Annotated in this window: 6 protein-coding genes and 5 pseudogenes; 2 read left to right on the plus strand and 9 right to left on the minus strand. The window is 57.9% G+C overall.

The genetic code is table 11. The features are described from left to right. Window positions 1-24: 24 nt before the first annotated feature. Window positions 25-1032: an IS110 family RNA-guided transposase gene (locus NL532_RS30080; RefSeq protein WP_023697220.1), complete on the minus strand. Its 1008-nt coding sequence runs from the start codon at window positions 1030-1032 to the stop codon at window positions 25-27. A gap of 149 nt (window positions 1033-1181) precedes the next feature. Between NL532_RS30080 and NL532_RS30085 the strand changes: the two are divergent. Beyond that, window positions 1182-1939, plus strand: a pseudogene (locus NL532_RS30085) (IS5 family transposase). Between the two features lie 279 nt (window positions 1940-2218). On the opposite strand, the pseudogene NL532_RS30090 reads toward NL532_RS30085, so the two are convergent. The 6 genes and pseudogenes from NL532_RS30090 to NL532_RS30115 form a co-directional block, all read right to left on the minus strand. After that, window positions 2219-3340 (minus strand): annotated as a pseudogene (locus NL532_RS30090) (IS110 family RNA-guided transposase). A gap of 488 nt (window positions 3341-3828) precedes the next feature. Then, on the minus strand, window positions 3829-4659 hold the full coding sequence (locus tag NL532_RS30095; protein WP_023829692.1) for an SDR family NAD(P)-dependent oxidoreductase: 831 nt from the start codon (window positions 4657-4659) through the stop codon (window positions 3829-3831). A gap of 8 nt (window positions 4660-4667) precedes the next feature. Further along, window positions 4668-5429, minus strand: coding sequence for an SDR family NAD(P)-dependent oxidoreductase (locus NL532_RS30100; RefSeq protein ID WP_023697224.1), 762 nt, complete (start codon window positions 5427-5429; stop codon window positions 4668-4670). Window positions 5430-5890: 461 nt separating this feature from the next. Further along, on the minus strand, window positions 5891-6655 hold the full coding sequence (locus tag NL532_RS30105) for an SDR family oxidoreductase (RefSeq protein ID WP_023697225.1): 765 nt from the start codon (window positions 6653-6655) through the stop codon (window positions 5891-5893). Between the two features lie 825 nt (window positions 6656-7480). Next, a pseudogene (locus tag NL532_RS30110) lies at window positions 7481-7627 on the minus strand (peroxiredoxin); the annotation flags it as partial. Between the two features lie 51 nt (window positions 7628-7678). Next, entirely contained in the window at window positions 7679-8386 is a 708-nt protein-coding gene (locus tag NL532_RS30115; RefSeq protein WP_023697226.1) for a class I SAM-dependent DNA methyltransferase, read from the minus strand. Between the two features lie 1050 nt (window positions 8387-9436). On the opposite strand from NL532_RS30115, the pseudogene NL532_RS30120 reads away from it, so the two are divergent. Then, window positions 9437-10371 (plus strand): annotated as a pseudogene (locus NL532_RS30120) (IS110 family RNA-guided transposase); the annotation flags it as partial. Window positions 10372-10717: 346 nt separating this feature from the next. On the opposite strand, the pseudogene NL532_RS30125 reads toward NL532_RS30120, so the two are convergent. Together NL532_RS30125 and NL532_RS30130 are read right to left on the minus strand one after the other, a co-directional pair. Beyond that, a pseudogene (locus NL532_RS30125) lies at window positions 10718-11262 on the minus strand (SDR family NAD(P)-dependent oxidoreductase). Further along, entirely contained in the window at window positions 11219-11485 is a 267-nt protein-coding gene (locus NL532_RS30130) for an SDR family NAD(P)-dependent oxidoreductase (RefSeq protein WP_023697231.1), read from the minus strand. The pseudogene NL532_RS30125 and the gene NL532_RS30130 overlap by 44 nt, the downstream one beginning before the upstream one ends. Window positions 11486-11787 lie beyond the last annotated feature (302 nt).

The raw sequence follows: 11787 nt of genomic DNA on the forward strand, positions 1-11787 counted from the left end.
CTGGCAAACTGTTTCTACCTCATCTCAAGCCTCGAACAAAGTGCCGTCGCGCAGCATGGCATGCATGATGACAGCGAGACGCCGCGCGAGTGCCACTCGGGCTTTCTTCAGGCCGCGGCGCTTCGAGATTTTCAGCGCCCAAGTCTTGAGCGCGAAGCTCCCCCGGCTCCGAGTCAGGATTGAGTTGGCTGCTTCGTAGAGAAGCTTGCGGACCATGCTGTCACCTTGCTTGGTGATCCGGCCGGTCCAGTCGAGTTCGCCGGATTGATGACGCCTGGGCACCAGCCCAAAGTAGGCACCCGCGTTGCGCGATTGTCGGAACCGGCCGGCCTCGTCGATGGCGGCGGAGAAGGCGGCTGAAGTCTGGATGCCAACACCAGGTATACTCATGAGGATCTGGCAGGCCTGCGACTGAACGGCGAGCATACGCAGCTTGAGATCCAGTTCCTTGATCTGCTCGACCAGTTGCACGCGCACCGTCAGCAACGAAGTAATCGCTTCGCCAAGACCAGGGATGTGGGATGCTTCCATGATGCGTTCGATGAAGGCCTTTCCCTGCCCGACGCCCGGCCTATAGCCGAAGGTGGCGCACAACCCACGGATCATGTTGTCGAGCCGGACACGGGCCTCCACCAGATGACCGCGAGCGGTGATCATGCTGCGTACACCGTGCGCGGCCGGCGATTTGACATGAACCTCCTTGTAGAAGCCCGTTCTTGCCAGTTGCGCGAGCCCTGCAGCATCATGGGGATCGGTTTTGTTCGCCTTCATCGCCTTGAGGCTCTGGTGCGCCTGGCGGGCATCAATACACACCACGTTGACGCCTAACTCCCGCAGGCCAAGGCAGATCGCGGGTGACATACGTCCGGGTTCGATCACCGCCCGCTCGATCGGGCAGTGTCGGCGTAATGCGTCGGCGATCGCATCCGGCGTGCTCTCAGCCTTCTCGGAACTCAGCTTGCGTCCATTTTCATCAATAATGCAGACCTGCGTGCTTTCCATCGACAGGTCCAGTCCGGCATAATGCTTCATGGCTGTTTCCTTCCTTCAGGATTCGACAACCAGAAGTGTGCGCCTCACCCGAGGCCCGAGGGAAGCAGCCACAAATTACACGATGACCCATAAAAGGGGTTCCTCTGACGGCGGGATTGTGATTGACGGGTCTCTGAGGGGGACCACTCATGAATCGCGAATATTTCTGGCTCAGCGATGAGCAGTTTGAGTTGCTTGAACCACATCTGCCGACCGGCACCCGAGGCAAGCCGCGCGTCGATGATCGCCGCGTGATCAGCGGCATTATTCATGTGGTGAAGAGCGGCGGACGCTGGGTCGACGCTCCGTCGGTCTATGGACCGCGCAAGACCCTCTACAACCGTTTCCAGCGCTGGTCGGCCAAGGGCGTTTGGAGTGCCATTTTCCATGCTCTTGCCAACGCCGGCGGGCCTCCGGCCGAGCTTCTCATCGACTCTTCGGCGGTAAGGGCGCATCGCTGTGCGGCCGGCGGCAAAGGGGGGAGCAAAATCAGGCCATCGGTCGCTCGAGAGGCGGACGGACTACCAAAATCCATGCCCTGACGGATGGATTCTGCCGGCCGGTCGCCTTTCTCCTGACCGGTGGCCAGGTCGCCGATTGCACTGCCGGGGCGCTGCTGATCGAGCAGATGCCGGCGGCGCCAATCCTGCATGCCGACAAAGGCTATGACAGCAATGCCATCCGGGAGCAGGTTCGCGGACGCGGCGCCTTCGCCAATATCCCGCCCAAGGCGAACCGAAAATGGAAGAATTGTTTCTCGCCCTTCCTCTACAAGGACCGCAATGCGATTGAGCGCATGTTCTGTCGCATCAAGGACTTCCGTCGCATCGCAACTCGCTACGATCGGCTCGCCCGCAACTTCCTCGCCGCCGTCTGCATCGCTGCAACCGTCAGCTACTGGTTATGAGTCTTAGCCCTCTAGACTAGTCTAGGGTGTCGAGTCGATTGAAGCAAAGCCGATCTCCTCATTGCACACGGTTCCAGGCTTGGGCCCAACTACTTGACACGGCTCGCTTCGCGGAGCCTCATCCAACTCACATTCGGTCGCAGTTTATTCGCACCAATATCCCGCGTTCGGCGGGCTGAGCCCAGGATGAGGAGACCATTCTGTGAAACGGCATTTTTTGCCAAACGCTCACTCGGTCGTCACCTGGATCCGCCAGGGTTTATGAGGCCCCGGTAGATTTCAGAAAGATGAAGTGGTCGACGTGTAATGCGTTTTCATAACGGCACCTTCGATCACGATCCCAGAGGCCACGTACTTCCACAGGGCGACCAGCAGCTTGCGCGTCAGCGCGACGATGGTCGTTTTCTTCATGCGCCCACCGTTGCTCAACGCGTGCCTTGAACCATTTTGCCAATGCCGATTGGTGCCGCAACCATAGCCGGGCCAGTTGGATCAGCGTTGTTCGGAATCTTGGGTTGCCCGCCTTTGATACGCCTTGCTCGCGGTTAATCGAGCCGCTTTGTCAGGGCATCGGCGCGAGGCCGGCATAGGCGGCGACTGTTGTCAAAATGCCGGAACAGTCCCTCCGACCAAAGGATTGGCGAATTCCGCACCGAGTCCTTTGATTTCAAGCAGCATCGTGACCGGCGCAGGCTTCGTGCTGTCAGCGGTCTGCGCCGCGATGAGCGCATCGCGATCATCCTCGATGATCTTGATCTGATTGATGACCAGTTCCAACCGGTCCAGCTCCCGGCTGATCTGGGCCTTCATGTGCCGTGGCAGTGTATGTCCATCTCCCGTCCGCAACCCTTCGAGCCGCTGGCGACGATTTTTGTAAAGTGGTTCGTAGTCGGTGATGCCTTGCGAAAACAGCAGACCCTTGATGCGATTGACATGGGCGACACGCTCGACCATCAGCGCCTTGACTTCCCGGCCAATTCGCCGCCAGTCCTCATCTTCATGGGACATCGTTCTCACCAGTAGCGCCTCACCATCGATCCGATCAGTTTTCACACGCCGATGACGACGTGGCGTGGCGATCGACGCCGGGTCCACAACGTGGCTCTCGAAGCCTTCTTTCACGAGAGCCCGGTGTATCCAGAAGCCATCGAGACCAGCCTCCTGGATCGTAATGATCGGATAGCTCTGCCCGGTCTTGACGCGGCTTCTCTCCCGCAGCTTCGAAAACAGATCAAACAGCCCGGCAATGTTGCCGGCTGGTATGGGATACTTCGACATCTTCTAGCCGTTCCCCGGCAACAGCGCTGTAATCAGCCAGGTTGAACGGGACAGTTCCATCGGAACGAAAATTGCCGCAAGATTGATCTGGATGGCGGCAGCGGGTCTTTCGGTCTTGAGCATCGGGGCCTCAGAATAGTGGTTGGTCGTTCGGCCAATCATTCTGCAAAAACGCTGGCCGGCATCCATCCCCATGGGATCTGTGACTCGTGATTGATCAGTGCGGCTACAGACTGCGGCGGCTCGCCGCGAGCCGAGGATCATCTGCTTCGCGGCTGCGAACAGCGGCTGTGCTACAACGACGCCCGGCCCTCACGCGCTTTGGCCCTACTTGATTTGGTGGCTCCCAAGGGAGGAGGCGCGCCGTGGTCTGGTTGGTTGTAGAGGACCAATCGAGCTGCCCCTTGGGGGACGATGACAGACGCGGTAAGGAGTTAACCTATGAAACTTGCCGTATATTAGGCCTTGGGGAAGCCGCCCACAAAAAACTATCCGGATCAAACAAAGCCGGGTCTTGATTGGGCCATTGCACTAAGCAGCGTTTGCGAATGCTGAATGTTCCGACCGCTTTGCAAAGCATCGGGAAGTGACTTCACACTACGGTCAATTTTTCAGGTATATCTTTCCGACCCATCACTATGCTTCGTCAGCTTGGCCCGATACTCCTCATCCAAGATGGCAGGCAGCGATATCTTCTTGGTCCGCGCGCCGTCGACGGAGATCATTTCCCCACTTACGAAACTGGATTCCTCACTAGCTAACCAAAGCACCGCATTAGCTATCTCGTCAGGGGCGCCAGTCCTTCCTACTGGGTGAAGTTGACCCAATTCCTGCTCGATCAAGCTTCGGCCCGGGTGCATCTCGACATACGCACGATTCAGCTCGGTATTGATCCAACCGGGGCAAACGGTATTGCAACGTATGCCATCCGGCCCGAGGTCAACTGCCAGTCCCAGCGTAAGACCATGCACGCCGGCCTTCGTGGCAGCGTATGCAGTATGCCAAGGGTTAACCATATAGCCTTCGACCGACCCGATGTTGACGATCGTTCCCGAGCCGCTACGTCTCATTTCCGGGACCACATACTTGGCCATTAAAAACGGACCGCGGAGATTGACCGCCATAAGCCCATCCCAATCCTCGGCAGTCTGTTCGTCGATGGACTTATGAATGACCTTACCAGCATTGTTGACCAGTACATCGATCCTGCCAAATTTCTCGAGGACGTCGTCAACAAATGCGCGAATTGAGACCTCCTTGGTGACGTCAAGAGCCATGGACGTGAGCCTCTCGGCGCTGCCGAACTCGGCGGAGCGATCATCACGCAAATCGCCGACGACAACGATAGCGTCTTCATCGGCGAGCCTCCCAGCAATTGCACGCCCTATGCCTTGATTGCCACCGGTGACGATGGCAACTTTGCCTGAAAGCCGATTACCCATGATCCCTCCTATCTTGCCGTGAAGCCGCCATCTATCGGAACAGCAACCCCGGTGATGTGCCTGGCTTCCTGGCTCGCGAGGAACACCGTCAAGCTTGCTATTTCCTTCGGCGTGGCCACGCGACCCTGGGGTATTGAATCAATATTCCTTCGCAATATCTCGTCCGCCGTAACCGGTGTGTTGTGAGCCGACACAAGCATCGGTGTATCGACGGCGCCAGGGCAGATGGCATTGATGCTGATTTGTTCTTTGGCGTGATCGAGCGCCATTGCTCGTGTCAAAAGAACGACGGCGCCCTTTGACGCACAATAGGCAGCCAACCCGGGAGAGCCAACCAGCCCCACATTCGAGGCTATGTTGACAATGCTGCCGCCGCCGGTCCTCCTCATAGACTTCACTGTGGCGCGGCTGAAGTAGAACACACCGTTGACATTGGCGTCGAATGTCTGACGCCAATCATCATCGGTGGTATCGGGGGCGCTTCTACGCCGGATGATGCCGGCGCTGTTCACCAAGACGCTGACCTTTCCGAGCCGCTTTACGCTGGAATTAACCACATGGTCGGCGAAGGCCGAGTCAGCCACATCGCCGAGCATCAATTCGGCCTGGCAATTGAGCTTCTGTACCGACTCTAAGGCTCTTTGGCCACGCTCCCGATCGCGGCCGACCAAAACCAGTGACGCCCCCGTCGCGGCGAAGGCCTGTACGACGGCCTCCCCTATCCCGGAAGTCGCGCCAGTAACGATAACCACCTTGTTGGAAAGCGTCATAGTAGCAGTTGTCCTTTAAAGGTAATGATGCTATCGCTGCCTTAATCCAAGCATTGCTTGATCGTCACACTTGGCACAATAGTATTAGCCATGCATATTGTTATCGGCAGTTTCGTCCCATCCCATCTCTTCATATGAATGCGCTGGCTTAATGATGTCGATATCTGCGTTGCAGACCAAAATGAGCCAGACTGGCGCGACGGAGGAGCACCGCAACGTCTTTCTTATACTTTGGTGTGCTCATGGCGGGTGGCGCGTTTATCGCGCTTCTGGACAATGTCTCCTTGAACGAAGCTGCAAGCCGGTAAATTCGGCCACCATGTGCCGTCGTGCTAGCTTCTCCAATCTTCACCGTGGCACAACCTGCCTCGAAAGACGCGTGCCAAAATCGCCCACGATGCCTTGGTTTTCCGTGCTTGCGTTAGCTTCGTTCATGCGATGGCTCTAGTGCGATGAATTGTTTAAACGGTTGCACTCAGCCCACCATCGATGACAATCAGGGCGCCGCTGACATAGGCCGCCCGGGCGCTGGCCAAGAATGTAGTTACTGCCGCGAATTCCGAGGGATCGCCAAGGCGTCGGGCCGGGGTCCTATCCTCGAGCGCGCGGATGGCTTCGGCGTGGTCGCCGAGGCGATTGGCTTCGTGAATCGCGGTACTGTGTGCTCCAGGAGCGAGCACGTTTACGGTGACGCCCTCCCCCGATAATTCTTGTACGAGCGTATGGCAGTAGGGCACCAGTCCTGCTCGCGCGACCCCCGACAGCGCGAAATGTACTGGGGTCCGAACAATAGTCTCGGAAGCGACCATCAATATTCGCCCCGCCCGCGAGCGCCGCAGATACGGCAAGGCAGCTGCAACTAGATTTATCGAAGGTAAAAGCACTCGGTCAAACGCATCGTCGAAATCATTGGGCGTCATGGCCGAGGGTGGCCCGGCAGAAACGCCGCCGCAATTCGTCACTAAGATGTCGATACATCGAAAATGCTCTGCTGTTTCGGCAACCCAAGCTGCTGCATCCGCGCAGTCAGTCACATCGGTCGCGCGCGCCAGCACTTCGGCGCCTTTGCTGCGCAACCGATCCACTGCTCTTTCCAGCCGCCCGGGATCCCGCCCACAGATGGACAGGCGGCAGCCTTCATTGGCGAACTCCTCAGCTGTGGCCAAACCTAAGCCGCTGGAGGCGGCCGCGACCATTGCCACCTTGCCGTCAAGCCCTAAATCCATTTTTAACCCCTATTAACATCACCACGCCTTCTTTGGCACCGTTGTACACAGCCGAGCATGTACCGTGCCAAACGAACAAATCCTTTTGGGACAGCAGGATAGATCTGCTGCTAAAACTTCGGTTTATTATAGATGTGCGTGATGATGACATAAATGTACGGGATCCGACGTAACTCCGTCGTCCTTCCGATAGATGACCGGTCGCCTTCCGCTTCTGAAGAGAGCGTCGCTGGTAAGCCACTTAAAGCTTTTGCCGCTGGTGAATTGGTCGTGTGGAACATCGGCCGCAGCGCTCGCGTACTGCAGCATGGCTTGGTATCCATTCTTGGCCACACCATGCGTTTGTGCAGGGTCCTCACAGGAACGTCCGTCGACCAGGCCAACCGCCACAGACGGCGTCTTCGAGGCTTGGTTCAGACATCAGAAAATAGGACTATCGACCTCAATGCCTTGGGGTGATAGCGTGGAAAACTGTCCGCGATGTCCTCGCACACTTGTTCGCGATGTCCCGGTTCACACACGCCGAAGGCGTGGTTGTGAGCCAATTCGAATGGGTGAAGTATCTGAACCACAACTCTTTCGGCTTGACGGAAAGGCAGCGGAGGGAGCGATGACTCCAGACAATCGCCACATCGCTCAAGCGGATGATAGGCAAGCCGTTTCCGGCTAATATGCGCGACGAATTTCTTGAGGGGGCGCCGAGACCGATCTCGTGCGGTCTCCTTATAAGGACGTCATGCGCAAACACTTGGGCCCGTATCCCGCAACCTCCTTGAGGAGGAGCCGGAGCTCGGCGACTAAGAGCAGACGAGAGACATAGGGTTAGCCTTCCTCCTCGAACCACTTCTCCACAATGCCATTGTTGATCAAGGCGGCGGCGTAGCGCCAGCAGCGCATACCGAAGCAGAGATTGTCCTAGCGACCCGATGCCAACTTGCGCGTGAACTCGCCGGAGCCGTCCGGGATGATCTTGATGCCTTGCATCGGCTGCCAGTTTCGACAGCAAGATTTGCGGTAGGGTCGTCATACCCTCGGCTGCTCTGGTGCGCTGGTCTTCTTGGGCACCTGGAAGACCCAGTAGTGCGCGCCCTCCTCGGCGACGTATCTGCCGTTCCGTAGACACTGTGCCAACATAAGGACGCCCTCATCCTGCAGATGCCGCACCTGGTCTTCAAAGGATGTCGTCTCCGCATAGCTCTTGCGGGTGCTTGCAATGACGAAGCCATTCGGGCGGGTGACGCGAGCCAACTCGCGCAACCCATGCGGTTGGACATGGCCGAGCGTGAGGACACCGCAGCAGACGGTCAGGTCATAGCTCGCGCTGGAGTAGTCGGAGAGCCGTCTATTAAGATCGACGTCGCCTCGGACATGGCGGTAGACGCCGGTTTGCCGGGCCTTTTCGGCCATCTCTTCGGAGAGATCGAACCCATCAATCAACCGGAAGCCGAGGCGGTCCAGTTCGACGCCGACGAGCCCTGTTCCGCAGCCAGCGTCCAGGATTGCGATGGCGTTTCGCTGCCCGGCCAAATAGGCCGTCTGCGCGGCGCCTGCCAGTTCCGCCACGATCATTGGCCCGCAGTACCCGATGCGGCCCTGATCCAGATCAAAGGCACTCGCCCATCCGCGATATAAGTCGGCCAAGCGAACGGCATCGCCATCGAGGGCATGGGATGCCTTCATGCGCTCTCGTGCGGATTGCTCCGGTGCTGCCTGCTGATCCAGGGTGTTCATAACAATTCCTCCGTGTAAGGGTAGATCGGTGCGGCACTGCATTCATGCGCGCAATGGCCGCGGCTGAAACCACAGACTGTTCCTTGCCACCATGCAGAGCATGGTTGTTTGACCATGCGAAGGCGCCGAGACACGAGGTAATCACGTCGACGTCCTCTGGCGGAAGCATATGTCCACCCTCTCGGCTTGATCCGGCCGGCGGGATTGATCAGCAATTCCTGACCTGGCCTATGGCGGTTCCTGCATCGACGCTCTCTAGGATAAGCCATCGACACTCTCAAGATGGTAGCAGAAAAAGCCGATTTGGTATTCTCAAGAGCGACTGTACCAGCGACATGCAGAAGAAAAAAGGTGATTTTGAGAATTTTATATTACGTTACCGTTACAATTTCGAGATATACGTCGTATTTTTTGTCAACGATATAGGAATTTACTCCTTGTTGAACTGACGAACTAATTCCCTTCATTAGTTGGTTCGTTTGTTTCAGGCGCCCGTCCGGCGCTTTGCGCGTAGCCTGTACATGTCACCCGGATGGTGATCGCTGTTGAAAGTCGGGCAGGCGATCCTGTGGCGACCATGGGATCTCCAAAAAAACGCTTCCTCCATTCACCCACGAACGGTTGGAGTAATCAGGATCGATCCCTTCTCGTAGCGCCTGTAGACCAGTTGGAAGAAGAGGTGAGCGGCCGGGGTAGTTATCCGAGCTCGTCAACGATCACCAATTTCGGCCGTGACAGGATCGTCAACTACTAGTCAAGTGACCCTTTGCTGTGGGCCTTGGCCAGCATCGCCATCAGCGTGGCCGTGACGAACTGCACGTTGTAATTCTGGCGGATTGCCTCCCGAGCCAAGGCTCACCGCGAGATGGGTCTTGCCGGTGCGGGAGGGTAAGTCTGTGTCGCCGTGGGCGATCCAGCGGCAGGTCCCAAGCTCCCTCAACTATCCTAGACCACATGTTCGCCTGAGATAGGGCGACCCGTCTCACAGTATGTTTATCGAGGGTTGCGCTGGATATCCCGGCGCCGAGCCTCATGCATAGGAGACGGGCCATGGACGAGCATATCACCTACGTCGGTTGGATGTTCACAAGGAGACGATTTCGGTCGCTCTGGCACTTGGAGACAGGCGCGGAGAGGTTCGCGAACACGGGCAGATATCGAATACGCCTGCGGCATTGACGCGCCTTTTGAGCAAGCTCTCCCAGCCGGGAGCGGTGCTGCGGTTCTGCTACGAGGCCGGACCGTGCGGTTACGGCATTCAGCGGCAACTAACCGCGGCGGGGCACGATTGTGTGGTGGTCGCGCCGTCGCTGATCCCTCGCAAGCCGGGAGATCGGATCAAGACGGACCGTCGGGACGCCATCAATCTGGCGAAGCTGCATCGGGCCGGCGAACTGACGCCCGTATGGATTCCCGACCTTGCGGCAATGCGCGATCTGGTTCGCGCACGCCTGGCCGCGGTTCGTAGCTTGCGGCAGGCCCGCCAGCAGCTCTCCGGATTTCTGTTGCGTCACGGATTCCACTACAATCGTCCCGCCTGGACGCAGATGCATCGCCGCTGGCTGGCTGGACTACGATTCGAGCAGCTCGCCCACCACATCGTCCTGGAAGACTGTATGTCAACGATCGAAGCCGCAACGGCCCGTCGTGATCGGCTGACGGCACAGATCGAGACCATGCTCGTGGACTGGGTGTTGGCGCCGGTGGTCCACGCCCTGCAAGCGCTTCGCGGAATGGCCGTTGTGACAGCCGCGACCGTGATCGCGGAACTCGGCGACATCACGCGCTTTGAGAACCCCTGGCAGCTTATGGCCTATCTCGGTCTCGTCCCCTCGGAATATTCCAGCGGCGGAACCAGGCGTCAGGGCGGCGTAACGAAAGCAGGCAACGGAACCGCCCGGCGAATGCTGGTCGAAGCTGCCTGGAGCTATCGGTTCCCTGCAAGGGTCAGCCGTGAACAATTGCTCCGACAGGAGGGGCTGCCCGGGTTTTAATGTAATGTCGAACTGGCGGGATACCGATATGAGCAGCAAACAAGCGTTGAAGCTGGCGGCGTGAGGCATCCACCTATCTGACCACCTCTCCCATCGGCAGCGATGGTTCTATGTTCTCGCGCATGATGTGCATCGCGGCGGCTAGCGTGTGATTGGCTGACTTCGAGTATCCGGTCCGGCGGCCAGGCTGGGCGAGCTGTTCGTCGATGGTCGCAGTGCCATAACATCTGGAGCGTGGCTATCCATTCGACATAATCTGGCACGAGCCCCTCCCCTGCCCGGCCGCCGGCGATCACCGGAAGCTGGAGTGCAAGTCGATCACCCATCAATCAACTCCTTAGTAGACGGCCTTTGCGCCAGCGACCTCGAGTGTGGTGCCTGCTATGAAGCGAGCGGCGTCCGAGCTCAGGAAAAACACCGCATCGGCAATATCCTCCGGGTTGCCAAGCCGGCCAAGCGGATTTGATTTGCTAAGCTCGGCAACCGCTGTGTCGGGATCGAAACCGCGATGTTTGAAGCCTGAGCGAAGCATCGGCGTATCTATCTCGCCGGGGCAGACGGCGTTAATCCTATTCCATCCCCGGCATGATCGCGGCCGAGGCACCTCGAAAACGTGGCTACGGCGGCTTTGCTAGCGCAGTAAGCCGCATGACTCGGCCCGGGATAAATGCCCCATGTCGAGGAAATGTTGACGATCGACCCGCCGCCGTGGCCCTTCATGAAACCAACTGCCCGCCTGCAGGTGTAAAATATCGATTTCAGATTGATATCGAAGGTTCTTTCCCAATCCTCATCACTGGTTTCAAGAATGGTGCCGCGCGTAATGATGCCTGCATTGTTAACCAGGGCGTCCAGCCGCCCGGGTAAGGCCGATGGCCTCATCGATGAGATCCTCGCAATAGGCCTTGCTTCTCAGATCGCCGGGTTTGGCAACAGCATTTTGCCCGCTTCGGTTGAGTTCGCCGATTGAGTCAATTAATCTCGCCGCGTTGGCGTCGCCGGCGATGAAAAAATACCCGTTGGCGACAAACTTCTTGCAGATTGCCTGGCCCATGCCGCCAGCAGCCCCAGTCACGACCACGGATTTCTTTTCGGGATCAGTCATTTTTTTACCCGACCAATTTGCGGGATTGCGGTTCACGCTGGTCGCAACGGTAAACAAAATTCTCGAGACGAGCCTGGAAGCGACGTCGGTGCAGCGAAGCTGTCGTTCGTGTGCGCGCCGGAAGCAAGGCCTTTTCCTATTATAGGGCGGTTGCGGGGTTGTCGCCGGGTCCGCCGCTAGCAGCTAGCCCCCCTAATACCGTGTGCGATTGCTAGAGCGCCTCCAATTCAGTCTGATCACTGTCATTTCAGGTAATGAAGCCAACTGAAAGAATGATCCGGATGCCGCTTGCGAAAAGCTTA

Source organism: Mesorhizobium sp. C120A (assembly GCF_030323105.1).
Classification (GTDB): Bacteria; Pseudomonadota; Alphaproteobacteria; order Rhizobiales; family Rhizobiaceae; genus Mesorhizobium.